A 25974-nucleotide genomic window follows, 5' to 3' on the forward strand; every position below is an offset into this window, starting at 1 on the left:
GGTAGGCTTCTAAGATGGTTCCATCATTGCTATAATTGATAATCATTATCAATTATAGGTGGGTTTTTAGTCACAATGCCAAGGTATTGTGTGTGTTTGATTGCTTAGGAGAGGGAGTTTATATGGGAATTCAGAATGACATCAAGCTGTGGGATCAGGTACAGGTTCGCGTGCTAGATGTGCGTCTTATATCACTCGCAACACACGAGTTCATACGCAATTATGTGTTACCAACCAGTGCATTTGTGTATGTTCAAGGCAGGGGGCAGGTCTGGCTGGATGAAGAGGTATGGACTACAAGCCAGTTCTTGCTGCTGCACGGGGGAAAAGGAAGGCGTCTAACACTTGAAGCGACCGGAGTTACAGAGGTACATCTGATTTTGTACAAATCAACCTTGCCCTCCAACGTGCTTATGGAGTATCGAATAATGTTGAACCAGCACAATCCGTTTGAAGAGTCCTGGGCGACAGCGCCGGATCATGCACTTGAACTGCGTGAGCTGGTGCGGAATATACATGAATGCTGGTCAGGGCAGGAGCGAGTGGGCAAAATTCAGGTTAAAGTGTACTTCTTTCAACTGGTACAGATTGTATTGTTACAGCGGAGTCGCATGTTTGACGAAGTTCAACAGCCTTCGCTTACCGATCAGGTTTTGCGATATATCAAAGCTCATTTCCGGGAAACGATCTCACTTGACTCGCTTGCCCAATCCTTGAATTACAGTCCGCAATATTTATCACGCAAATTCAAGGAACAGACGGGATGTACACCGACAGAATATGTGATTCGGTTACGAATGGGTGAGGCAAGGAGTCTGCTTGCTTCCACAGAAGCTTCATTACAGGAGATTGCCGCGTATGTGGGTTATATGGACCCGTTTTATTTCAATCGTATATTCAAAAAAGAGACCGGTATCACACCGGGGCAATATCGGTTGAAGCAGCAGGATAACTCGAAATCAGTTTCAGAAAGTACATTAAATGAAACAAATGAATCCATTGTAACAGGAGGGGATGAACGTTATCCTTTAATTGATGATGATAATCATTATCAATATACGGGAGATGAGGAAATCAACATGTTTAACCATTTTAAATCAGCGATCATGTCGCTTGCGCTTGTACTCACATTGAGTGCTTGTGGAACAGCCCAGCAGGGGGCTGAAACATCCGAAGTTGCGGCTGAACCCGAACAACCGGCAGTCGTGGAAACGCAAATGGTAAATACGACTTTTGGTGAGGTAGAAATTCCTGCACATCCGGAGCGAGTTGCTGCCATTGATTATCTGGGAACGGTGCTTGCTCTTGGTGTAAAACCGATTGGTGGAGGCCAATTTCTAATGAACAGTCCTTACCTGGAAGGTCACATGGATGGTCTTGAAACGATAGGGGATTCCGTTGAACAATTGATGGAGCTGGAACCTGATCTCATTATTACATTGAATCCGGACAAGGCGGCTTATGAGAAATACAGCAAGATTGCTCCAACCGTTTCGATCGCATCCATCACTTTTCCAACACTCAAGGACGAAGTGAATTATTTCGGTAAAGTCCTTGGCAAAGAAGCGGAAGCAGAGAAGTGGCTGGCTGATTTTGATGAGGAGATTGCCAAAATCAAGCAGGAGGTGCAGAGCGTTGTTCCAGCTGACGCTACATTCTCCGTTATGCAGGAATATGATCGCCAAGTCTTCATATTTGGCAATCAGTCGGGTCGGGGAGGGCGTAACATCTACGAATTGCTTGGATTGCAAGCACCAAAGAACATTCCATCCGAGTTGATGCAGGGCGCCTATCATGAATTCTCCATAGAACTGCTCTCCAAATACGCTGGAGATTACATTGTGCTGACCAGCAAGTCTCAGTTGAAAGACCTTCAGGCAGATCCGATCTGGGGTTCATTACCTGCAATCAAAAATGGAAATGTGTACATTTGGACGGAAGAACAATCCTGGTTCCGTGACCCTATCGCCTTGTTGAAACAGACACAGGATCTGGCTGAATGGATTATTGGACTTAATACACCGTCTAAGTAAGATACTCCAAAAAAACCGTGCTACCCAGTTTGCTGAGCAGCACGGTTTTCATATTTCTATGTAGGACTGAACAGTTGAAGGGGATTAGCTGCCTGCAGGGAGATGAAGTAGCAGTGTGATTACCGTATAAGAGTTTATTCGCTCTTTTGTTCGTTCTGAATTTCTTGCAGATCCTCCAGTTGCAGTGTGAGGTCATTCTCGGGATTTGCACTCACAATGACTTCTGACGGTGATTGTTGCTGACCTGGCTGATTCGACTTGACGGCAGGTTTGATCACGTAGAGACTTTGAACGGAGTTGAGCAGGCTGGCAGGGGTGTCTTCATACGTTTCCAGGAAGAGTACATAGTCTTTGGTAGGAATCAGCTTGAGGTTGTCATCATTAATAATCTCGGTGTTGCCTAGTTGTCCGCCAAGTTGCTTCACTTCAAGTTTTTCCCCGGCAGTGTAACCGCCTTTATAGGATTCAGCGACCTGAATCGTGTGGATCGTATAGATTTTGTCAAAAGAAGATGGCTCTCCGCCCGGATCGGACGCGGGGTTTAACTCGTTTTCATTTGCAGCATCAGTAACTTGTACAATATCGTTTAAAGCTTCCACACGAGTCTCAACAACACTGCCTTTCACAATTGTATTTGCTCTCTCGGACAGGTCGCCAATGCTGGCATAACTCGGGTAATCTTCAGAAGCAATAATGGTCATGGGTGCATCGGATGTGGACGCGGTAGGTGTAACAGAAGAACATCCAACAGCAGATAAAATGAAAATGGAAGAGAGAAGCAGCGTTAATACTCGATTTTTGTTCATGGATAGGGATCCTCCTTGGATTTTTGGGATAAGTTCGTAACGGATTAGTACTTGGATCTTACGTTATTGATATCAAAAGTTTGGGGTTGGGTCATGGAATTGCGGTTGCGGGAGTAAGACATAATGGAAGGACTGCTTGTTGTTGGGTTGTCACCGAGCCAGATGGAGTGTCCGAGTTCGTGGACAAATACGCTTTGAATGAAGTTGGATAAGTTGGTTGCGTCAGGGGTGATCGTGGATGCATTGAGTTCGATGCGGAAGCTTACGACTTGACTGCCGGATACGGAGGCGTAGTTGACACCATATGCTGTATTATTAAAGTTTCCTGCGGTGATGGTGTTTGGGGAGTTACTTGTTTTGGTGAATTTAACTTTGGCACCTGCATTGTTCCAGTTGGTAAGGGAAGCGTCCATGGGAGTCTGCCATGCGGAGGCGTAATTATACGTACGAATGGGAATGGTGGTGCTGGGATAACCGTAGGTCAGAAAGGTTGCCGCATAGATGGTACTGCCAAACATCGCAATCGCTGAGAGCAACATGATGCTCATCAAAAACTTCCTTTTCATACTTAAAACCTCCAATAAATGTATTTTATTCTCTATTATAGTAACAAGTAATATTTGAGTTGAAATGAGTCCGAGGTCGTTGTTTTTGTCGTGAAAAACATGAAATATATCTTGATCAGACCCTAATGGTGTCAAAATAAGTCATTTTCTGTTCGATATGCATGCATAATTTCCCTGAAATAACAAACAATACGTTCAACTTCTCACAGGGAAAGGTAGTGCTTGAGCATGTGCAACCGTTTTTCATTGGCAGCCGATTTGGACGAAGTCAGAGATCATTTCAAGATTCAGCGAGTGATGTATTATTACAAAAACCGATACAATATCAGCCCAACCCAGCATACGCCGATTATTTTACATCAGGATGGTGAGCGTGTATTGGATGAGTTCCGGTGGGGGTTCATTCCATTCTGGGGTCGTGATGCCGTTAACGCAAATCTTATGACGGTGCATGAGAATCCTTCCTATTACAAACTGGTAGAGACCAAGCGCTGCGTCATTCCCTGCAATGGATTATATTACTGGCGGCAAGAGGGCAAAAAAAGTTATGCAGTTCGTGTTGTCATGCCGGATCGTGGTCTCTTCGGTATTGCTGGGTTATACGAGGTGTGGAGAGATACACGGAAAGAGCCGCTTCGTACCTGCACGATGCTTATGACAGGAGCGAATATGGTTACACGCGAGTTTGGCAGTAAAATGCCAGCGATCCTCTCTGAGGAAGAGATCAACACCTGGCTTGATCCGGCTAATACACGGGTGACTCAGTTGCTACCGTTATTAAAATCGTATAACAGTACAGAGATGAATCTGTATCCAGTCACCCCAATGGTCGCCAACGATGAACACGATTGTTACGAATGCGTGGAAGAGATGGATCAGAAGCTGGCTTACGTTCGGAGTTTCTGAATATCCTTTGGATGATGTGAAGAAGATGAAGAGGGCTGAGAGTCTGGAGACACTCTGCTCTTTTTTTCCTTTCAGAAAATGAAAAGTTGCAATTGCAGTGAAACGTAACTATAATCATTACAGTAAGTGAACGCACATATCCATATATCTATTAAAAGAGATATTTATAATCAGGAGGGAACCACGAATGAATCCAAAGTTTAACCAGATGTTTGAACAAGTTTCACTGCCGACTGGTATTACACTGAAAAACCGTATCGTGCTCGCTCCCATGACTCATATGTCCTCGAATGCTGATGGTACCATATCCGATGCAGAACTTGCTTATTATGCACGTCGCACCGGTGGTGCTGGCATGTCGCTTACGGCTGTAGGGCATGTAACAGAGCATGGCATTGGTTTCCCAGCTCAGTTTGGCGTATATGATGACCGCTTCATTCCTGGCCTGAAACGATTGGCTGACACCATGAAACAACAAGGCTCGGTTGCCGTGTTGCAAATTTTCCATGCGGGCCGTCTGACACCTGAACAAGCTGTACCTGCGGGTCAAGTGGTTGCTCCTAGTGCGGTTGCAAGTGAACGTCCAGGATCTCCTGAACCTAGAGAATTGACGGATGCCGAGATTACTTCCATTATCAAAGATTTCGGGGAAGCGACACGTCGTGCCATTGAAGCCGGATTTGATGGTGTTGAGATTCACGGTGCTAATGGTTATCTGATCCAGCAATTCTTCTCCCCTCATTCCAACCGACGAGAAGATCGTTGGGGCGGAAGTGTCGAGAAACGTCTGACATTCCCGCTTGCTGTAGTGGATGAGATTCAGAAAGTGGTTGCCGAACATACCAAACTGCCGTTCATCATTGGATACCGTTTCTCCCCGGAAGAACCGGAAACACCGGGACTCACAATGGAAGACACGTATGCACTGGTGGATGCATTGAAAGATAAAAATCTGGATTACCTGCACGTTTCCCTGAACGAATTCTGGTCCAAGCCAAGACGTGGCGAAGCAGATACACGTTCTAGAATGGAATTCATCTTGGATCGTGTGAACGGCAAATTGCCTGTAATTGGCGTAGGTTCAATTCATACGGCTGATCAGGCTGCTGAGGCACTTCAAACGGGAGTACCACTACTTGCCATTGGACGTGAGTTGATTATTGAACCGGATTGGGTTGAGAAAATCGAGAGCGGACGTGAAGAAGACATCGAGACGATTCTGACCAAATCCGATCAGGAACGTCTGGTTATCCCTGACGGATTGTGGAATGCAATCATCCACACGCCAGGCTGGTTCCCTATGGCAGAAGATAAATAAGATACACTTCAGAACTGGAATGGAGGGGGCGAAAGCTCCCTCTTTTTGCACATGGTCCAGATTCTTCTTGTCATCGCTCTGTGGTATGATGGATGAACAGGATCAACTGGATAATCAACGGTTTGGAGTGAAGGAATATGCTCGTAGCTGAACGGTATGAGAAAATAGTGGAATGGGTGGATACGCAAGGCAGCATGCGTGTGACCGAACTTAGTGAGCGCTGCGGGGTGACGGAAGAGACGATTCGTCGTGATCTGGACAAGCTCGAACAGGCGGGCAGGCTCAGAAGGTCCCATGGCGGGGCGGTCAGCGTAAAATACAAGGAAGAGTTACAGTCGGAGATTCCGTATCCGGAACGGGCTGTAGCCCATGCCGAAGAGAAGCGCAGAATTGCAAGCGAAGCGGTGAAAATGGTGGAATCTGGTGACCGAATCGCCCTGGATGCAAGTACAACCGCGTGGTATATGGCGGCAGGATTGCCGAACATTCCACTGACGGTACTAACCAATTCGATTAAAGTGGCCGCAGAGCTGAGTAACAAGGAGCAGATTCGTGTAATTGCCACAGGTGGGCAATTGGCTTCGAAGTCACTGTCTTTTGTAGGACCGCTGGCGGAACGTTCGCTGGATGCTTATCATGTGGACAAAGTGTTTCTGTCTTGCAAAGGAGTACATTTGACCAAAGGCATCAGTGAATCCAATGAATTACAGGCCTTGGTGAAGCAGAAAATGATCCATATTGCAGATGAGGTCATTTTACTTGCAGATTCCAGCAAATTTAACATACAGGCGTTTACCAGAGTTGCTGAGATGAGCAGTGTGGGCAAAGTGATTACAGATCAGGGCGTAGATGAAGAGCACGTTAGCGCATTGATGGAGCAGAATATTACGTGTATACGTGTGTAAACAAGAAGGGAATGAATGTCATGAAACATCCTTTTCATCTGAAAGCGGTATGGAATGGTGGGCGTAACAGTGAGGGAACAATCGATGCAGGTGGGTTAAAAACGGTCATATCGATTCCGCAGGAGATGGGCGGACCCGGTACGGGAACTAACCCGGACGAGATGCTGCTGGGTGCAGCCTCCACTTGTTACCTGATCACGCTGGCAGCGATGCTGGAGCGTTCGGATATTACGCCAGATGAATTGACGCTTGAATCGGAAGCAACGGTAGATGTTACAAATAACGTATTTACGTACGAACGGATCGTACATAGACCCCGGATTGTACTCAGCCAAGATGCTTCAGAGGCGGATCTGACCAAGGCTGAGCGCTTGGCGCATAAGGCTGAATCCTCCTGTATGATCTCCCGAGCGGTGGCAGGTAATGTCCAGATGGAGACACAGCCGGTCATTGTTACTACAGGAGCTAACGCGGTGTGATATACTGAAGAATAGACAATTCAAATTGTCATTTGTGTAAAATAAGGAGTAATTCGGTATGAACACACAGAAGCGCAAGACTAACCGCTGGGTACGTTTAACACGTGCTATGAAGCTGAATTTTCTCAAATTGTTACGTGCTCCCGGAGGTGCCCATAAAGTATCTACCGGATTTGCTATAGGGTTCGGACTGGAACTGATCGTGATCTCGACCGCTTCCCTGATATATCTCGTATTTTATCCGATTGTGCGACTGTCTGGGGGTTCGGTGCCAGCAGCGATTGTTGGTAATGTGATCGGGAAACTTACGTTTTTACCTATTATTCTGATGCCACTCGCCAAACAAATTGGCTCATGGATATTGCCTGCTCACAGCATGGGACAGGGACTGGTACATGAGAGTGCATTCATGGAGCTGTTTCGCGGAAACTGGTCGGCCGTGAGTGAATTGTTGCTTGGTGGATTGGATATTCTGGCAGGCATGTCCGTATTTGGTGTCATTCTGGGTGTGGTTTCGTACTTTGTCGTAAAATTCTTCTACGTCAGAGCGCTCAACCGGCGTTATGAACGCCGGCTGGAGAAACGCCGACAAGCGGATAGCGCTTCGGTATCACCTCCGGTATTAATCAGGAAGCCATCACAATCATAATGGGCAGCATCAACATGGATGCAGCTGTGGTCCACAGAATGCAGCGGGATACAAACTGCGGAGAAGCATTGAACTGTTCAGCCAAAATAACGGCGTTCACTGCGGTCGGCATCGATGCGAGGATCAGCAGCACACTGAACAACGTACCTTCGACCTGAAGCGCGGTCAGTATCAGCCAGGACAGGATCGGCGCAGCTGCGAGACGGACTACAAGCCCGGTCCAGAAAGCTCGGCGTACATTGGGCAACCAAGGTGCCGTTGCACCTTTTGGTCTGAGCATCTGTGCTCCCAGAATGGCGAGAACGACAGGAGAGTAGCCCGCAGCCAGCATGGAAATCCCTCCATCCAGCGCTTCAGGCAGGCTCAGATTGGACGCACGCAGCGCAATGGCGATGCCAGCAGCATAGATGGATGGCATGCGGAAAACGGACAGAATCGCATCTTTCACCGTGAATTCGGATCGCGCGGCAAAAAAGATACCTACCGTATTAACAATGATCATCTGTCCAATGACGTAGACGGAAGCCTTGTCCAGTCCAAGCTGACCAAAGGCAAGCAGTACAAGCGGGAGCCCGTAATTCACGCAGTTCGTAAACGTGGAGACGAGGGTGAGGCCCGCTTTTTCGCTTGCACCCAGACGGAAAACCCGGCTTAACAGCTCGGCGAGTGCCCACAGAGCAATCAGATTAATAATAGAGAACCAGAACGTGCTGGTGACGTCCGTCCAGGTAATCTCTGCATGCAGCAATGTATTGAAGATGAGTGCAGGGCTCAAAATATAAAGGGAAAAGGTCGAGAGCGACCGGGTATCCCAATTTTTGAAGCGTTTTAACAGAATACCTCCAATCACGGGAAGTGATATCGGCAGGAACACATGGTATAAGGTGAGTAAAAATGAGTGAAGCAATGCAATTCAGTCCCTTCTGGATGAAAAACCTATCTTATCATAGCAGAAGATGCATCTCATATGAATGGATTTCAGTATGATGATGTGTAGTAATCGCCTTGCTTAACTAAGGATTTCCCTGATGTGCAGCGACAGCGGATTGCTATTTTGATATGGCAGATTTATTATAGAAGAGGTGCAACAAGATTACATACACATAGAGGAGGAAACTGTAATGAGTGAATCAAAACGCTTGCTCGTACTGGCCGGCTCTTACGCCGAAGCGGAAAATGAGGGCATTTATGCATATGAATTGAATGAGGATACAGGCAGCTTGTCCAAGCTTGACGGCATAGCGGGCGTGAAAAACCCAACGTTTGTCAACGTGGATGCTGAAGGAAACAAACTGTATGCGATTGGTGAAACAGCGTCAGCAGAAGGCAACAAAATGTCTGAAGCTGTAGCTCTGAGCATTGATCCTTCTACAGGAAAATTAACGTTGCTGAACCGGAATGACTCCATTTCAGCACCACCATGTCATATCCAGCGTGATCCTTCCGGCAAATACTTGATTCTCTCCAGCTACCACGGTGGTCTGGTAGGTCTGCAAGCCTTGACGGATAACGGTGAAGTTGGAGCGCTTCTGGACGAGAAGAAACATGAAGGACAAGGTGCGCATCCTGAGCGTCAGGACAAGCCACATGTTCACTCCGCATTCTTCAGCCCGGATGGTAAATACATGATGGTACAGGATCTGGGCGCAGATAACATCGCGATCTATTCCATTGATGCAGACAAAAATGAACTTGTGCTGCACAGTGAAACCAAAACACATCCGGGAGCTGGCCCACGTCACTTGGCGTTCCACCCGAATGGTCAATTCGCATATGTCATCAATGAAGTGGATTCTTCCATTACTTCGTTCAAATATGATGCAGCAGCGGGCACGTTGACTGAATTGTCTACAGTATCTACACTGCCTGATGGATATGATGGCAAAGAGAATACAACAGCTGAAATCACTGTTTCCAATGATGGACGTTATGTATATGGTTCTAACCGTGGACATGACAGCATCGTTGTATTTGCAGTAGATGCAGACAAAGGTCACCTGACACTGGTTGAGCATGTATCTGCTGAAGGTGAGCACCCGCGTCACTTTGCTCTGACACCTAACGGCAAATTGCTGATCGCAGCTAACCGCGATACAAACAACCTCGTGACATTCACGGTAGATCAGGAGAGCGGACGTTTGAAATACACAGGTCACAGCACAGGTGTATCCAAGCCGGTATGCGTGAAACCAGTATATCTGTAAAATGATAAATTTCTAAACCAGCCCTGGCTGGATTGAAAATGATAACGATAACGACCCTGCCATGTGGCGGGGTCTTTTTATATTGAATATCTAATTGGATGATTAGGCTGCTGCTCGGCTGTAAGCGGGCGGATTGGAATAGAGGATTAATTCTATATTTGATTCACCTAACAACCAACAATTATCAATAGTATCGCCCAAGTAACTACCCCACTTCAAAGTGCGTACTTCCTGAATGGATAGTCAGGGTCTACAATGAGTGAGTAGCCAAAACAAACACTGCATGCATCTGAACAGACAAATTGGTGCAGGCTAAATATCTGATTATTATTTTTACAGGAACGAATCATACTTGAACAACAAAGGAGAAATAAATGATGAAATTGCAATTGGCGCTTGACTTGGTAAATATCCCTGAAGGTATCGCACTGGTTAAAGAGGTTGAACAATATATTGATATCGTTGAGATTGGTACTCCAATCGTTATTAATGAAGGTTTGCACGCGGTAAAAGCGATGAAAGAAGCATTCCCTAATCTGCAAGTTCTTGCAGACCTTAAAATCATGGACGCTGGTGGTTATGAAATCATGAAAGCAGCTGAGGCTGGTGCGGATCTGATCACTGTGCTTGGGGCAACCAATGACAGTACGATCAAAGGTGCAGTAGCAGAAGCGAAAAAACAAAACAAACAAGTTCTTGTGGACATGATCAACGTGCCTAACCTTGAACAACGTGCTCGTGAGATTGATGCGCTTGGCGTAGATTACATCTGTGTACACACAGGTTATGACCTGCAAGCTGAAGGACAAAGCCCGTTCGAAGATCTGCAAACGATCAAAGCAGCTGTGAAAAATGCTAAAACTGCTGTTGCTGGTGGAATTAAGCTGGAAACATTGCCAGAAGTAATCAAAGCACAACCGGATCTGGTTATTGTAGGCGGCGGTATCACAGGACAAGCAGACAAAGCGGCAGTTGCAGCTGAAATGCAACGTCTCGTTAAACAAGGGTAAGCAGATGAGCAAAACACAGTACGCAGCTGACATCTTGAAGGAGCTGGAACGTACGTTAAGCCAGATCGATGATGCAGAGATGCAAGCGATGGCTGAACACATTTTGGCTGCGGAACAGATTTTTGTAGCAGGAGCAGGCCGGTCAGGACTTATGGGAAAGGCTTTTGCCATGAGACTGATGCAGATGGGGCTTCGTGTATATGTGGTGGGCGAGACCGTAACACCTGGGATCAGCTCGAAGGATTTCCTCTTGCTGTGCTCTGGCTCAGGAGAGACAGGCAGTCTGGTAGCCATGGCTCAAAAGGCTAGTCAAGCTGGTGCACCTGTAGGTCTCATTACGATTAAGCCAGAGTCCACGATTGGGAAATTGGCGACTACGGTAGTGCGTCTCCCGGCTTCAGCCAAAGAGGACACAGCAACTTCCGGAGCGGCAGTAACCATTCAGCCGATGGGCTCGTTGTTTGAACAAGGACTGTTAATCGGTATGGATGCTCTCATCCTTACGATGATGGAAATGAAGGGGATGACCGGAGCGGATATGTTTGGCCGCCACGCGAACCTGGAATAGTGAATAGATGAAAGACCGGAATCCTTTGATTATGAAGGGTTCTGGTCTTTTCTGCGATACATAGTCATTCATCTGTTAGGTTTTATCCGTGATTTACAGTTAAACTTTGCATCCCGACCAGGCTGTAGTAGAATTAATAGATAGCTGTATTGAATGAATGTACTTATTACATCATGCATGGAGCGGAAAGCTTACCTCGTGTGAAGTGTCCCCGTGATATGTGTAATATACGCGATATAAGATTGAAGATGAGGGGGCTCGGAGCCATGGCAGCCGAAGTCAAGGAACGGATTAATCTGAAAGAAATCAACTGTGAGAAGGAATTGACCCTTGCGGTGATCGGTGGCAAATGGAAACTGATTATTTTGTGGCATTTGGGTCTGGAAGGTACCAAACGTTTCAGTGAGCTGAAACGCCTAATCCCTCATATTACCCAGAAGATGCTGACCAATCAGCTACGTGAGCTGGAGGAAGACAAGTTGATTGAGCGCAAGGTGTATGCAGAGGTACCTCCTCGGGTGGAGTATACGTTGACAGATCACGGTCAAAGCCTGATGCCCGTCCTGCACGCGATGTATAACTGGGGTAAAAATTACGGCGAAAATGTAATCTGGAAAGAAAGCTAAATAAGTTATATTCAGAATGACCGCTAGGTAAATGGATTCTTCCATAAACCAGCGGTTTTTTAGTTGCTTTCAAACCATGGTCACATGAGCAAAAGTTTATACGAAACGGAGAGGACAGAAACAGCTTGAAGAAGCGAAGCTAAAAGCTTTCTGAAAGAAAGCTACATCGCAAGCACATACTGGCCTTTATCTTAGATACCCCTTTTGTATAGATGGAACTAAACATTCACACGAGAACGTAGAGGACAGAAAGAACCTGAAGAAGCGGAGCGGTCGCCTTTATCACCGGATTTTCACCTTTGAAAAAGGGAATCAAAAAATCTGGGGATAAGAGCGATCGGAAGGTTGTTCTGTCATCGGAGTGGTAAGTGTGAATAATCTTTAGTCCAATCTATACTCCCTTGCACTGGAATATGATACGATGAGAGATATTGGAAATGCAAGGAGGATGACATATACAGATGGAAAAAATACGTACACGTGCTGAGGTAAACCCAGAAACCACTTGGGATCTGAGAGACTTGTTTGTAAACGATGTAGAGTGGGAGCAGGAGCTTCGATCACTTCCTCAGGCTGCTGCCCAGATCGAAACGTTCAAAGGACGTCTTGGCGAAGGCGCTGAACAATTGCTGGCTTGTCTGGATGCTCGTGAAGCTTTGCAGGAGCGGATCGCCAAGACGGCTTCTTATGCCCGCTTGAAGCAGTCAGAGGACAGCACCAATCCGGTCAATATTGAGAATTCAGCTAAAGCAGGAGATATCCTATCAAATCTGTCGTCGTCCTTGTCTTTTGTCAATTCGGAGATCGTTGATCTGCCGGAGGGAACCGTTGAACGTTACCTTGAAGAACTTCCGGGATTGGAACCGTATGCGCGCAGTTTGGAGCGTTTGATTCGAGAAAAAGAACATCGGCTTACGCCCGAGACCGAGAAGGTACTCGCTTCACTTGGAGAGGTGCTGGATTCGCCATACCGTATCTATCTGCGCGGTAAACTGGCAGACATGACGTTTGACGATGCTCTTGATGGAGAGGACAATAATCGTCCACTGTCCTGGTCATTCTATGAAAATAATTATGAGATGTCATCTGATACCAAGCTGCGCCGTTCTGCTTATGCTGCATTCAGCTCGAAATTAAATGATTACAAAAATACGTTCGCAGAAGGTTATGCAACCGAAGTGAAGAAACAGGTTGTATTATCCAGGCTGCGTGGTTACGACGATGTTACAGATATGCTTCTCAGCCCACAGCAAGTGAGCAAAGAGATGTACAATAATATTCTGGATATTATCCAGCGGGAACTCGCACCTCATATGCGCAGACTGGCGGCTCTCAAGAAACGTGAGCTGGGTCTGGACAAACTGATGTTTTGTGATCTGAAGGCGCCGCTTGATCCTGAATTTAGCCCTGCCATTACATATGATGAGGCGTGCACACTCATTCGAGAAGCACTTGATGTGCTTGGGCCGGAGTATGGCGAGATCGTAGAGCGCGCATTCAGTGATCGCTGGGTGGATTACGCAGATAATGCAGGCAAATCCACAGGGGCATTTTGCTCCTCTATATATGGTTCACACTCCTATATCTTAATTTCATGGGCAAACAATATGCGTGGAGCATTTACACTTGCCCATGAAGTGGGGCATGCAGGCCACTTCATGCTTGCGGGACGTTACCAACGGCTCACGAATACACGGCCATCTCTTTATTTCATTGAGGCACCATCGACCATGAATGAAATGCTGCTGGCAGATCATCTATTGAAACGTTCCGATAATCCGAGAATGCGTCGCTGGGTCATTTTGCAACTGTTGAATACGTATTACCATAACTTTGTTACACATCTGCTGGAAGGTGAATTACAGCGCAGGGTCTATGCACGCGCAACCAAAGATGAGCCCATTACGGCGAAGACGTTAAGTCAGCTCAAAGGAGACATCCTTTCCGAATTCTGGGGACCTGATCTGGTAATTGATGAAGGGGCCAAGCTCACGTGGATGAGACAACCTCATTATTATATGGGACTTTATCCATATACCTATGCGGCAGGCTTGACGGCTTCCACAGCGGCAGCACAGCAGATTCGGGAAGAAGGACAGCCTGCGGTAGATCGCTGGCTTGATGCACTCAAAGCTGGTGGAAGTCTCACACCACAGGAGTTAATGAAGCTTGCGGGTGTGGATATGTCCGGACCTGAGCCGATTCGCTCCGCGGTTGCTTATGTCGGCAGTCTGGTCGACGAACTTGAACGTCTGTATTCCTGATCTGGTTCATATAGTATACGGACAAGGCAGAACGGGTTGTCTGCATGCACCGCCTTCCTTGCGTGGGGGCGGTGCATCTTATTTTTGCAAGGGGAAAGGAACGATGATGAATGGCGTTAACGAGCGTGTCCTCATCGATGGGCCGATTAAGCGTAGACGGCTTTGGTGTGTTTGACGACATGAATGGAGTACCAGGTTTTGAAGGAAATCAGGGTGGTTTTTTTTCGGGATTCAATGAGTTTGCTACAATGAATGCATTTGCTTCGATTTTCATTGGCGGCATATTTCTCATCATTGCGGGAGTTATTGTTTTTGTAATTATTTCAGGGGTACGCACGTGGTCATCGAATAACACAGCGGCCTTGTTAACCCTGCATTCAACGGTGGTGGCCAAACGAACCGAAGTCTCAGGTGGAGGCGGCGATAGCAGTGCGACTACCCGGTATTATGTTACATTTGAATTCGACAATGGGGAGCGCACTGAACTGATTGTTGGCGGAAACCATTATGGCATGATGGTGGAAAATGATCGAGGAATGCTGACGTATCAGGGGACACGATTCAAGCATTTTGAGAGAGATGTACAGCCCCAGTCGGGGGTAAGCAAAGGTCAATTTTATACGTAAAAAAAGAACTGCGGCTCCTCCCAGCTGGGAGAGAGTCGTTTTTGCTATGCCCAAAAGAAAGAAAAACCGAAGGGTATTCAAACGCTTACAATGGTGATATACTCGTAAAATAAAGTAAAACAGTATTAAACAAAAACAAACAAACAATAAATACAGAATAAAGTACAGGGTTACGGACTGAATTCAAGAGATGCCGTTTGGAAAATAGGATGGGTTCGAAAGGTTGGTGAAGCGCGGTGAGTGTGCTGGCTTATGATTTGGGCGCTGGGAGCGGGAGAGCGTTACTGGGACATCTAAATGATCGTGGGATCGAAACAAGCGAAATTCATCGGTTCAAGAATGAACCGGTGAAGGTTGGCGAGCGGATGCACTGGGATATTCTGCGATTACATCATGAATTGTTGCAAGGGCTTACCCTTGTGAAACAGCAGGGAGAAAAGCCGGAGAGCCTGGGGATCGATTCCTGGGGCGTTGATTTTGGTTTGCTTGGCAGTAATGGTGAGTTGCTGGGTAACCCGTATCATTACCGTGATACACAGTTTAACGGCATGATGGATCAGGTACGCCAAGAGCTGAGCTCTCAGCGAATCTTCGAACGTACAGGGATTCAGTTTCTTAGCTTTAATACCTTGTATCAATTGGCAACGCTTCAACGCAGCGGTTCCCCGTTACTTCATGAAGCAGAGCGTTTTCTCATGATTCCGGATTTGCTACGTTATTTCCTGACAGGGGAAGCGGTGAATGAGTTCACCAATGCAACCACAACACAATTATACAATCCATCAGCGGGGCAGTGGGATAGTGAGTTGCTGGCGCATATTCGTATTTCGGAGAAACTGTTTGGTGAAGCCGTGCTGCCAGGCACCCGTGTTGGACAATTGCGAAGCAGTATCTGTAACGATCTGGGATTGTCTCCGATTCCCGTGATCGCTGTTGCGGAGCATGATACGGGTTCAGCCGTTGTGGCTGTTCCTGCAACGGAACGTTCTTTTGCTTATCTGAGCTGTGGAACCTGGTCCCTGATGGGTACGGAGATAGATCATCCTGCGATTAGTACCGAGAGTCTGGCCTTGAACTTCACGAATGAAGGCGGGGCGGGTGGAACATTCCGTCTGCTGAAGAACATTATGGGCTTATGGATTTTGCAGGAAAGTATGCGGGAGTGGGACCGCCAAGGGCAGGGAATTAGCTATGATGCGTTATTAGCAAAGGCGGAACAGGCACCTCCATTTGCCAGTTTGTTTGATCCGGATGATGAACTGTTCATGCCAGCAGGAGATATGACGACCCGAATACGTCAGTATTGCCGTGATACAGGGCAAGTGGTACCAGAGGATCAGGGGGCTATTGCCCGGGCAATTCTGGAGAGCCTGGCATTGAAGTATAGGAGAGTCCTGGAATGGACGGAACAATTATCGGGACAGACGTTCAACGGATTGCATATGGTCGGTGGAGGTATCCAGAACCGACTGTTATGTCAGTGGACTGCAAATTCCATTGGCAAGTCGGTATGGGCAGGTCCGGCAGAGGGAAGTGCCATCGGGAATATGGCTGTGCAATGGATGGCGAGCGGAGCTTTTAAAGATATCTGGGAGGCACGTAAGGCCATTCGTGATTCATTTTCGGTAACTGCGTATGAGTCGCAGGACAGGTCAATCTGGGAAGATGCTTACGGCAGATTTCTGCGTGTGACGGTTTCATCTAATTCACAAGCGGGGAGTGAGGTGTAACATGCTGGCAGCCGAGCGATATGACCGAATTGTGGAGATGGTGAACGTAAAGGGCAGTATGCGTGTATCCGAGCTTAGTGAGCGCTGCCGGGTGACGGAGGAAACCATCCGGCGGGATCTGGATCGGCTGGAACAGGCAGGACGACTTCGCCGATCTCACGGTGGTGCAGTGAGTGTGAAGGAAGATCAACCGGAGATCCCTTACCGGATCAGGGAGACAACCCATGCGGAAGAGAAAAAGCGCATTGCACAAGCGGCTCTGGCGATGATTCATCCGGGTGATCGCATTCTGTTGGATGCGAGCACAACGGCAGGTTATATGGCAGCGAACATGCCGGATTTCCCGCTGACGGTTTTAACCAACTCGATCCAAATCGCCACTGAACTCAGCAGCCGTGACAAGGTTGAAGTCATCTCAACAGGGGGCCAGCTGGCAGCTCGCTCGTTGTCTTTTGTTGGGCCGCTCGCGGAGCGTTCTCTGGAAACGTATCACGTGGATAAAATGTTCATGTCGTGCAAAGGTGTACATCTCGAAGGTGGCGGAATCAGTGAATCCAATGAACTCCAGGCAAGGCTAAAGCAGAAGATGGTTGGCATATCCGATCAAGTCATCTTACTTGCAGATGCCAGTAAATTTGGTGTCCGTGCTTTTGCCCGAGTATCCGGGTTAAATGCAGTCCATACGATCATTACCAATCAGCCATTGGAGGCTGAACAGACTGACCGTTTGAGTGGATACGACATAGGGATTATTACGGTTTAAGCTTTTAAATTTTATCTATATAAATTGAACTAAACATTTACACGAAACGGAGTGTTTAGTGCAAATATTCTTAGTCAATTTATCTACTAATCAGTTAATAGGAGCGTGTAATTATGAAGGTCTCCTTATTCATTACCTGCCTCAGCGATGCCATCTATCCCCGAGTGGGGGAAGCCATGGTTAGATTGCTCGCCGCTCATGGCGTTCGGCTGGATTTTCCGCCGATTCAGACCTGCTGCGGTCAGCCTTCCTACAATAGCGGGTACTGGGATGAGACTCGGGTAGCGGCCAAAACGATTCTTGAAGCGTTTGACGACAGTGATTTTGTAGTCTGTCCATCCGGATCGTGTACGTATATGATTCATCATTATCCGGAACTGTTCGCGGATGAACCGGTGTGGCTGGAAAAGGCAAAACGATTGGAAGCCAAAGCCTATGAGTTTACTCAATTCCTTGTTCAGGTACTCGGGATAACCGATCTGGGCGCACATTTTCCGCACAAAGTAACCTATCATCCATCCTGCCACGGCAGCCGTCTGCTTGGTGTGAAGGATGAACCGATGGCGCTGCTCTCTCAAGTAAAAGGTCTGGAATTGGTTCCACTTCCATTCGCTGAGGATTGTTGCGGGTTCGGGGGTACGTTTGCCATTAAAATGTCCGATATTTCGGGAGCGATGGTGACGGAGAAAGTTGATCATGTCAAAGAGACACAAGCTGAAGTGCTGGTTGGTCTGGACATGGCCTGTCTGATGAATATCGCAGGTAATCTGCGTTATCGGAATGAACCGGTGCGTGTGATGCATCTGGCGGAACTACTGTATGAGGGGGTGCGAACAGGATGAGCCAACCGGGAGTTATGGATACTACGGTCAAAGAACGTGCCGGACTGGCCTTGAATGATGATTTTCTGCGTAAAGCGGTCAAATTCACGACAGAACGATTGCGTAACGGGAAGAAATCTGCCTCAGAAGAACATGGAAACTGGGATGAATGGCGGGAGCGTGGCCGTCAGATTCGTCTGCATACGATTGCGTATCTGGATTATTATCTGAATGAATTTGTGAATAACGCCCGTGCGAACGGGGTTCATATTCATTTTGCAGATACATCGGTGGAAGCAGCGGCGATTGCGCTGGATATTGCGGCTCACAAGCAGGCTTCTACGGTGGTAAAGTCCAAATCGATGGTGTCGGAGGAAGTACATCTGAATCATGTGCTGGAGTCGGCGGGCATTGAAGCCATTGAGACTGATTTGGGTGAATACATTATTCAGCTGGCAGGCGAAGCCCCGTCTCATATTGTCATTCCAGCCATCCATAAGAACCGCTATCAGATTGCAGAGTTGTTATCGAAGGAAGCGGGTGAAATTCTGGAGCCGGACACAACGGTGCTCGCTGGATTTGTACGTAAAAAGTTACGCGAGAAATTCTTGGAAGCAGATATCGGCATGACCGGCTGCAATTTTGCGATTGCAGAGACAGGTTCCATGGTTTTGTTCGAAAATGAAGGCAATGCCCGTATGGTATCCACTGTTCCGAAAACGCAGATTACACTGATGGGCATGGAGCGGATCATCCCGTCGTGGACGGATCTGGAGGTCATGGCAACCTTGTTGCCGCGCTCCGCAACAGGTCAGAAACTGACGATGTACATGTCAGGCATCACAGGTCCGCGTCGTACAGCGGATGGAGATGGACCCGATGAAATGCACATTATTATCGTGGATAACGGTCGATCTCTTCAGCTCGGTGATCCTGAATTCCAGGAGTTGCTGAATTGTATTCGCTGTGGTGCTTGTCTGAATGCTTGCCCAGTATATCGTCATATTGGAGGTCATGCCTACGGTGGGACATACAGTGGTCCCATTGGCGCGGTACTGACACCTGCACTCAATGGCAACATTGATGAATGGAACGATATTGCGGGTGCTTCGAGTCTTTGTGGAGCCTGTTATGAAGCATGTCCGGTCAAAATTCCATTGCATGATATGCTCGTTTATTTACGCAGGCGTAAAGTGGAAGACGGCCATGGTAACAAAATGGAAAGCATGGGCATGAAGGGATTTGCCGCTGTTGTATCCAATTCCAAACGTTTCAGTGCGGCCATACGCCTGGGACAGATCGGGCAGAAGGCAGTTGTACGCAACAACGGCATTTCTCTCAAGTTGGGTCCTCTCAAAGGTTGGAACAATTATCGGGTTGCCCCAAGTCTCGCCAAGAAATCCTTCCGGCAACAATGGAACAAGCTGGATCAGGAACTGAACCAGGAGCAACCCGCCATGGATTCTTCCGTTCGCAGCCGTATGGAGCAGATTATTCGTGAACGAGAAGAAGGGGAGGGTACTAAGCATGGTAACTGAACATCAGCAATGGCTCGCGCAATTGGAGAAGAAGTCCATGGAGAAACAGGAGCAGTTCATGAATGACATTGCTTCGAAATTGAGAAGACCAAGGCAACGCCATGCGCCGACCCAACCCTTTCGGGGAGCACCCGACTTTTGGACTGGGCTGGAATGGGATGAAGAGAAGCGTATTCAAGCATTTACAGATAACTTTGTGAGTGTAGGCGCACACATTGCCCGGGTTCAAAACATGGAAGAAGTGTCCCGATTTATTGCCACCAAATCTCATGAGCTGAGTGCCAAATATATCATTCGCCAGAATGAACAGGCGTTACAAGATCTCGGATTGGAAGAGCAGCTTCCGGATGTGCAGATCTCAGTGTGGAATAGTCAGGCGGATGAGAACTGGAAGGCTCGGGCAGCTGAGGCGGATATCGGTGTGGTCATGGCAGATTATGCGACAGCATACACAGGCTCGGTCACTGTACTTTCTTCACCGGAAAAAGGTCGTTCAGTGAGTCTGTTGCCTACGGTACTCATCATCATTATTCCAGTAGATCGACTGTACACCAGACTGGGTGAGACGCTGGATCGATTTGACGAAGCGGGAAGAGAAAACCTTCCAGCAGGCATCCACTTTATTTCAGGGCCAAGCCGATCTTCCGATATTGAAAATGATTTAACCATTGGGGTACACGGACCAGGCATTGTATATGGTTTAATTATGGGTTAACGGTGTGTTGAACGTGATGGCGCATCATGATTTTGATAACTGTCCTAGATGCAGAATTCGTCTGCTGAGGGCAGTTTTTTATTTGTCTACTATAGTCAGAAACTATTAAGATTATATTAATTATATATTTAACCTATTAACAATAGAGGTGTATAATCCATCTCAAGATAGAATTCATATGAGATACAAAAGAGAAAGAGGAGGATGAATACAGATGAGTATATTTTCTTACCAAGTTCCGTTTATGGGTGGCCACGAAGGTGATTTTTCTGCTTTTAAAGGGAAAGTTCTGCTTATTGTGAATACAGCAAGTCGGTGTAGCTACTCCCGGCAATTCAGTGAACTTCAGCAGATGTATGAGAAATATGGTGAACAGGGGCTGGAGATTCTGGCGTTTCCATGCAACCAGTTTAACGAGAAAGAACCTGGCAGTAGCGCTGAGGTAGCCGAGTATTGCAGGAGTCAATTTCAGATATCTTTTCCGATATTGGAGAAGGTCGAGGTTGTTGGGCAATCGATGCATCCTTTGTTCCGTTATCTGATTGAAGAAGCGCCGTTTAAAGGTTATGATCTGGATACGCAAGAAGGACAGTGGATGGACACCTTTTTGAAGGAGAAGCATCCAGAATTGTATCAAGGAGACGGGATCAAATGGAATTTCACCAAATTCCTGATTGACCGCAATGGGAACGTCCATGGCCGTTATGAAACGACAGTTGCTCCATCAGAGATGGAGTCGGCTATTCAAATTCTGTTAAAGAAATTATAAGTATACCTTAATCCCTGTCCTGAGGTCCTATGACTTTGGGACTGTTGAAGATTAGAACTGGAAATGTTAGGGTAAAAGAAGATAACGAAGTCCTCCATTTTTTTTAATCAAAAATGACCAATATACCATTTCGGTCAGTTAGTTCTTTGATGGTTTTATCGTTATCTGGATGAAATATGAAAAACTGCAAAAAATAACTTGAATCTGTTGATCTGAAGAGTAAGTGTAATCGCGTCTGTAAATCAAGTCATTATTTTTAGTTGTAGAACTCTTAACTTGGAAAGAAGGAGTGAGTGTCATGCCACCAATTTCAGTGCCTCAACCGAAAACATTTGGCCCACTGGGCAATTTGCCGCAATTGAACTTTGAAGAGCCCGTACAATCTTTGGTGAAACTTGCTGAGGAATATGGACCGATCTTTCGAATGGAGTACCCTGGGCGAAGTGAATTGTATATTTCCGGTCACGAACTGGTCGCCGAGGTAACGGATGAATCCAAATTCGACAAACGTGTGTGGGCACCCCTTGCGAAGGTTCGTGCTTTTGCAGGAGATGGACTGTTTACGAGTTGGACCGAAGAACCGAATTGGAAAAAAGCCCATAACGTACTGCTGCCAAGTTTCAGTCAACGTGCCATGCAGGGATATCACAACAAAATGATTGATCTGGCTGTGCAGTTGGTTCAGAAATGGTCACGATTGAACCCGGATGAGACGGTTAACGTTCCGGATGATATGACACGTCTTACGCTCGACACGATTGGCCTGTGTGGGTTCAACTATCGGTTTAACAGCTTCTACCGGGAAGAACCACATCCATTCATTACAAGCATGGTTCGGGCGTTGGATGAATCCATGAGTTCATTGCAACGACTGCGTCTGCAAGACAAGCTGATGATCACCAAAAAGAAACAGTTTGAACAGGATATCCGTTCCATGTTCTCGTTGGTGGATCACATTATTGCCGAGCGCAAAGAGAAACCGCAGGAAGGGGCAGATGATCTGTTGTCCCACATGCTCAGCGGCAAGGACCCGGAAACGGGAGAAACACTGGATGATGAGAACATCCGTTATCAGATTATTACATTCCTGATCGCTGGACATGAGACTACAAGTGGACTGTTATCCTTCGCCGTTTATTATCTGATGAAAAATCCGGATACGCTGGCTAAAGCCCAAGCAGAAGTGGATCAGATTCTGAAAGATCCGGTTCCAACGTACAACCAGGTTCGCAATCTGAAGTACGTTCGTATGGTTTTGAATGAAGCATTGCGGTTATGGCCGACGGCCCCGGCATTTTCTCTGTATGCTAAAGAGGACACGGTACTTGCGGGTCAATATCCTTTGCAAAAAGGAGACAGCGTCAGTGTACTTATTCCCAAGCTGCATCGTGACCGCGAAGCATGGGGAGACGACGTAGAGGAATTCCGCCCGGAACGGTTCGAAGATCCGAGCAAAGTGCCGCATGATGCCTATAAACCTTTTGGTAATGGTCAACGGGCCTGCATTGGTCAGCAGTTTGCACTTCAGGAAGCAACGCTGGTACTGGGCATGGTGTTGAAGCATTTTGACTTCATAGATCATTCGGATTATCAATTAAAGGTGAAAGAAACGCTGACGCTTAAACCGGATAACTTCACAATTCGTGTACGTGCGCGTGGGGGGCAGCCAGTCATGGCCGTTCCGGGTGTAGCGGTCGAAGAACCAAAGCCGGTTGCCAAAAGAACGGAGCCGGATGCAGCAAATGCACACCACACACCGATGCTTGTTCTGTACGGTTCCAATCTGGGTACAGCTGAAGGCATTGCACGTGAAATTGCGGATACCGCCAGATATCAGGGTTTCCGGAGTGAGGTCGCTGCGCTGGATGATCGTGTTGGCAAACTGCCAAAGGAGGGTGCCGTCATTATTGTCAGTGCATCCTATAACGGTCAGCCGCCAAGTAATGCCAAGATGTTTGTCGAGTGGATCGAACATGCGGATGCCAATGAATTCAAAGGTGTGCGTTTCGCTGTTCTTGGATGCGGTGACCACAACTGGGCCAGCACCTATCAGCGTATTCCGCGTTTAATAGATGAACAGTTATCTTCCAGAGGAGCAGAGCGGTTATCACCGCTGGGTGAGTCAGATGCTAGCGGAGATTTCGAGAAACAGGTGGGGGATTGGACAGAGCAATTATGGCCGGATCTCGCACGAACGATGGGACTGAAGCTAAACACAAGCTCCAATAGTGAACGCAGCTCACTATCTGTACAGTTTGTCAGTGGGCTCGCCGTAACACCGCTTGCGGATACGTATGATGCCCATGTGGCAAAAGTACTCGAGAACAGGGAGCTTCACGACGCGGGCAGTGAACGCAGCACACGTCACCTGGAGATCCAATTGCCTGAAGGCATAACCTACAAGGAAGGGGATCATCTGGGCATTCTGCCACAGAACCCACCGGAACTGGTGGAACGTGTATTGCGTCGATATGGATTTACCGGAACGGAGCATCTCGTTCTGGATGCATCCGGTCGCAGTGCCGCGCATCTGCCGCTGCATCAACCGGTGAACCTGTATGATCTGCTCAGTCATAGCGTTGAGCTTCAGGAAGCGGCAACTCGTGCACAGTTGAGAGAAATGGCAGCATACACGGTATGTCCACCGCATAAGAAGGAACTTGAAGCGCTGCTTGATGAATCGGTGTATATGGATCAAGTTCGGAACAAACGGATCTCCATGCTGGATTATCTGGTGAAATATGAGGCATGTGAACTGCCGTTTGAGCGTTTCCTGGAATTACTGCCTTCATTAAAAGCCAGATATTATTCGATCTCCAGTTCACCGCGTGTTCAGCCTGACCAGGCAAGTATTACGGTGAGTGTGGTGCGTGCCCCGGCATGGAGTGGGCAGGGAGAATACAAAGGCATTGCGTCCAACTATCTGGCTAACCTGAAAGCGGGTGACGAGATCGTCATGTTCACGCGGACACCGGAATCGGGTTTCCAACTGCCGGAGGATCCACAGGTTCCCGTCATTATGGTAGGGCCGGGTACGGGTGTTGCTCCATTCCGAGGTTTCTTGCAGGCAAGGCATGTATTGAAGGAACAAGGTCAAGAGGTTGGCGAAGCCCACCTGTACTTTGGATGCCGGAAGCCCGAGCATGATTATCTGTACAAAAATGAACTGGAAGCAGCCCAGCAAGAAGGGCTTGTGAAGCTTCATACGGCCTTCTCCCGTGTAGACGGGGAGGAGAAATGTTATGTACAACATCTGATGAGAGACGATGCCCGTCACCTGATTCCTTTGTTTGAAGAGGGTGCGCATCTGTATATCTGCGGTGATGGCAGCAAGATGGCACCTGATGTGGAAGCTACACTCCAGCAGGCATACGCTGATATTCATGGCAAGTCCGCGAAAGAAGCAGAAGAGTGGCTTAATCAGCTTCAGCAGGAAGGTCGTTATGCCAAGGATGTATGGACAGGCATCTGATATACACATGTGAAGGGTCAGCTTGATCCGTAACTGGCTGAGCGGTGAGATACAGAAGCAGTTCTGTTCTCACCGCTTTTTGACATAAAATGATTCTTCAGCAGATAAGTGGTTGCATGGGTTATAATTATATATTGGAAGGGAGCACCCGTATGCAGACATTCGGGAACCATTGTATGGCTTACGAAAAGAACCAGCTTTACTTCCGCCTACAAGGCCGTTTCAGGTTTTTTCTTCCGGTGGTTGGCCGATAGATTGACTCGACGCTGGAGAGAGGAAATAATATACGGGAAGGGACTCTGCCTTTTCCCTGGAGTTCAAGATAATCCAGTCCCACACCCACAAGTCTGATATTGTTAAATGCATTCCAGGAAGGGAAAGTCGTGCGGATTCCGACTCTGACGCCTCGCCGGGTACGAGGAATATCGAATACCCGAATGGAATTCAGACTAAGTGGAATGAATATTTGGCGGTTTACTTTGATAAACTGCCTTGGGTAGACACGACGAATACGTCCCGGTTCCAACCCGGAGAGTGGTGTATTCAGTTCTGCAAGGTGCCCCTGGAGTTCTGCCAGACGCTGCTGAAGTGTTTTTCCAGTATGGAGATGCTGCCAGCTCATAAGAATTCCTCCGTTCGCCATTTGTACCTAGTATATGAAGGCACGGGGTAGGAAGGTGTACGTTTGATAGCCCATGTTCGTTACGGCTAACGGGGTTTCATTTTATAATAGAGGAGTGATTTAATTGATCGTAGAGATGTATAAAGACCTCATTCAGGATGAGCGTGGCAATTATTATCTGGCAGTACAGATGGATGGCAATGAGCTTACGCTCGTTAATGCATTCGTTGAAGCGGCATTCACACCTGAACTGATCTACAATGAAGAGTTCCGTGCCAAGCATAAAGAGATGGAAGGCGGGTTTGTAGGCAAAATTGCGATGGACCTGCTAAGGCACGATGTGGTCATGGGGATGAAGCAAATCGACCGCAAACTGTTGAACCTGTCGGATGTGGAACAGCAGTTCACCGTAAATTATATTGATACGATTGAATTTTATCGTCACCCGGCGTGGAACCGGAAGGTGTAAAAGGATAGATATTTCCTCTGTAACCAGAGGGAGGGTTCTTCTCCAATCAAATTGGCCATGATCTTACTTATACCAGCAACAGAATATATTGAGATGTAAAAGCGCAAGTGCAGGG

Annotated in this window: 24 protein-coding genes; 20 read left to right on the forward strand and 4 right to left on the reverse strand. The window is 47.3% G+C overall.

Annotated elements, in window-relative coordinates:
- The first annotated feature begins 122 nt into the window (after positions 1–122).
- A complete protein-coding gene (locus tag QNO02_RS12185; RefSeq protein WP_289392164.1) occupies positions 123–2033 on the forward strand; it encodes an AraC family transcriptional regulator in 1911 nt (636 codons plus the stop codon).
- 134 nt (positions 2034–2167) lie between these two features.
- Here QNO02_RS12185 and QNO02_RS12190 read toward each other — a convergent pair whose 3' ends face one another.
- Both QNO02_RS12190 and QNO02_RS12195 read right to left on the reverse strand, forming a co-directional pair.
- Positions 2168–2839 (reverse strand): hypothetical protein, encoded by a 672-nt coding sequence (locus QNO02_RS12190; RefSeq protein WP_249910973.1) that lies wholly within the window; start codon positions 2837–2839, stop codon positions 2168–2170.
- 44 nt (positions 2840–2883) lie between these two features.
- Positions 2884–3405, reverse strand: coding sequence for a zinc metalloprotease (locus QNO02_RS12195; RefSeq protein WP_076216169.1), 522 nt, complete (start codon positions 3403–3405; stop codon positions 2884–2886).
- A 228-nt stretch (positions 3406–3633) separates the two neighbouring features.
- On the opposite strand from QNO02_RS12195, the gene QNO02_RS12200 reads away from it, so the two are divergent.
- The 5 genes from QNO02_RS12200 (at position 3634) to QNO02_RS12220 (ending at position 7662) form a co-directional block, all read left to right on the forward strand.
- A complete protein-coding gene (locus tag QNO02_RS12200; RefSeq protein WP_091016984.1) occupies positions 3634–4311 on the forward strand; it encodes an SOS response-associated peptidase in 678 nt (225 codons plus the stop codon).
- Between the two features lie 187 nt (positions 4312–4498).
- Positions 4499–5629, forward strand: coding sequence for an NADH-dependent flavin oxidoreductase (locus QNO02_RS12205; RefSeq protein WP_091031500.1), 1131 nt, complete (start codon positions 4499–4501; stop codon positions 5627–5629).
- A gap of 137 nt (positions 5630–5766) precedes the next feature.
- Complete coding sequence (locus QNO02_RS12210; protein WP_249910972.1) at positions 5767–6534, forward strand: DeoR/GlpR family DNA-binding transcription regulator; 768 nt, start codon at positions 5767–5769, stop codon at positions 6532–6534.
- 20 nt (positions 6535–6554) lie between these two features.
- Positions 6555–7013, forward strand: a complete 459-nt coding sequence (locus QNO02_RS12215) for an OsmC family protein (RefSeq protein WP_076216163.1) — start codon at positions 6555–6557, stop codon at positions 7011–7013.
- Between the two features lie 58 nt (positions 7014–7071).
- Positions 7072–7662 carry a DUF2062 domain-containing protein gene (locus QNO02_RS12220; RefSeq protein WP_133384445.1) on the forward strand — a complete coding sequence of 197 codons (591 nt, stop codon included), beginning with the start codon at positions 7072–7074 and terminating at the stop codon, positions 7660–7662.
- On the opposite strand, the gene QNO02_RS12225 is transcribed toward QNO02_RS12220, so the two are convergent.
- Positions 7640–8569 carry an AEC family transporter gene (locus QNO02_RS12225; protein ID WP_133384446.1) on the reverse strand — a complete coding sequence of 310 codons (930 nt, stop codon included), beginning with the start codon at positions 8567–8569 and terminating at the stop codon, positions 7640–7642. The genes QNO02_RS12220 and QNO02_RS12225 overlap by 23 nt on opposite strands.
- Before the next feature lie 214 nt (positions 8570–8783).
- On the opposite strand from QNO02_RS12225, the gene QNO02_RS12230 reads away from it, so the two are divergent.
- The 13 genes from QNO02_RS12230 (at position 8784) to QNO02_RS12290 (ending at position 24768) form a co-directional block, all read left to right on the forward strand.
- Entirely contained in the window at positions 8784–9866 is a 1083-nt protein-coding gene (locus QNO02_RS12230; RefSeq protein WP_036670568.1) for a lactonase family protein, read from the forward strand.
- 377 nt (positions 9867–10243) lie between these two features.
- Positions 10244–10876, forward strand: a complete 633-nt coding sequence (gene hxlA / locus QNO02_RS12235; RefSeq protein ID WP_036670570.1) for a 3-hexulose-6-phosphate synthase — start codon at positions 10244–10246, stop codon at positions 10874–10876.
- A gap of 4 nt (positions 10877–10880) precedes the next feature.
- Positions 10881–11444: a 6-phospho-3-hexuloisomerase gene (hxlB, locus tag QNO02_RS12240; protein ID WP_047842632.1), complete on the forward strand. Its 564-nt coding sequence runs from the start codon at positions 10881–10883 to the stop codon at positions 11442–11444.
- A gap of 266 nt (positions 11445–11710) precedes the next feature.
- On the forward strand, positions 11711–12070 hold the full coding sequence (locus tag QNO02_RS12245; protein WP_062833989.1) for a winged helix-turn-helix transcriptional regulator: 360 nt from the start codon (positions 11711–11713) through the stop codon (positions 12068–12070).
- Positions 12071–12531: 461 nt separating this feature from the next.
- Positions 12532–14334, forward strand: coding sequence for an oligoendopeptidase F (gene pepF / locus QNO02_RS12250; RefSeq protein WP_289392169.1), 1803 nt, complete (start codon positions 12532–12534; stop codon positions 14332–14334).
- Positions 14335–14444: 110 nt separating this feature from the next.
- Positions 14445–14960, forward strand: a complete 516-nt coding sequence (locus tag QNO02_RS12255; protein WP_289392170.1) for a DUF2500 domain-containing protein — start codon at positions 14445–14447, stop codon at positions 14958–14960.
- A 236-nt stretch (positions 14961–15196) separates the two neighbouring features.
- Positions 15197–16690: a rhamnulokinase gene (locus QNO02_RS12260; protein ID WP_289392171.1), complete on the forward strand. Its 1494-nt coding sequence runs from the start codon at positions 15197–15199 to the stop codon at positions 16688–16690.
- 1 nt (position 16691) lies between these two features.
- On the forward strand, positions 16692–17453 hold the full coding sequence (locus QNO02_RS12265) for a DeoR/GlpR family DNA-binding transcription regulator (protein ID WP_249910968.1): 762 nt from the start codon (positions 16692–16694) through the stop codon (positions 17451–17453).
- Between the two features lie 113 nt (positions 17454–17566).
- The gene (locus QNO02_RS12270; RefSeq protein WP_091031478.1) at positions 17567–18295 is read left to right on the forward strand and encodes a (Fe-S)-binding protein; all 729 of its coding nucleotides are present in this window, start codon (positions 17567–17569) and stop codon (positions 18293–18295) included.
- On the forward strand, positions 18292–19812 hold the full coding sequence (locus QNO02_RS12275) for a LutB/LldF family L-lactate oxidation iron-sulfur protein (RefSeq protein ID WP_249910966.1): 1521 nt from the start codon (positions 18292–18294) through the stop codon (positions 19810–19812). The genes QNO02_RS12270 and QNO02_RS12275 overlap by 4 nt, the downstream gene beginning before the upstream one ends.
- Entirely contained in the window at positions 19802–20527 is a 726-nt protein-coding gene (locus QNO02_RS12280; RefSeq protein ID WP_133384452.1) for a LutC/YkgG family protein, read from the forward strand. Before QNO02_RS12275 ends, QNO02_RS12280 begins: the two co-directional genes overlap by 11 nt.
- Positions 20528–20741: 214 nt before the next feature.
- Positions 20742–21296 (forward strand): glutathione peroxidase, encoded by a 555-nt coding sequence (locus QNO02_RS12285; RefSeq protein ID WP_289392174.1) that lies wholly within the window; start codon positions 20742–20744, stop codon positions 21294–21296.
- A 298-nt stretch (positions 21297–21594) separates the two neighbouring features.
- Positions 21595–24768, forward strand: coding sequence for a bifunctional cytochrome P450/NADPH--P450 reductase (locus tag QNO02_RS12290; RefSeq protein ID WP_289392175.1), 3174 nt, complete (start codon positions 21595–21597; stop codon positions 24766–24768).
- A gap of 199 nt (positions 24769–24967) precedes the next feature.
- Here QNO02_RS12290 and QNO02_RS12295 read toward each other — a convergent pair whose 3' ends face one another.
- The gene (locus tag QNO02_RS12295; RefSeq protein WP_133384455.1) at positions 24968–25390 is read right to left on the reverse strand and encodes a hypothetical protein; all 423 of its coding nucleotides are present in this window, start codon (positions 25388–25390) and stop codon (positions 24968–24970) included.
- Between the two features lie 124 nt (positions 25391–25514).
- Between QNO02_RS12295 and QNO02_RS12300 the strand changes: the two genes are divergently transcribed.
- Entirely contained in the window at positions 25515–25859 is a 345-nt protein-coding gene (locus QNO02_RS12300) for a hypothetical protein (RefSeq protein WP_289392176.1), read from the forward strand.
- Positions 25860–25974: the final 115 nt, after the last annotated feature.

This window comes from Paenibacillus sp. PK1-4R (genome assembly GCF_030369595.1).
GTDB lineage: Bacteria > Bacillota > Bacilli > Paenibacillales > Paenibacillaceae > Paenibacillus.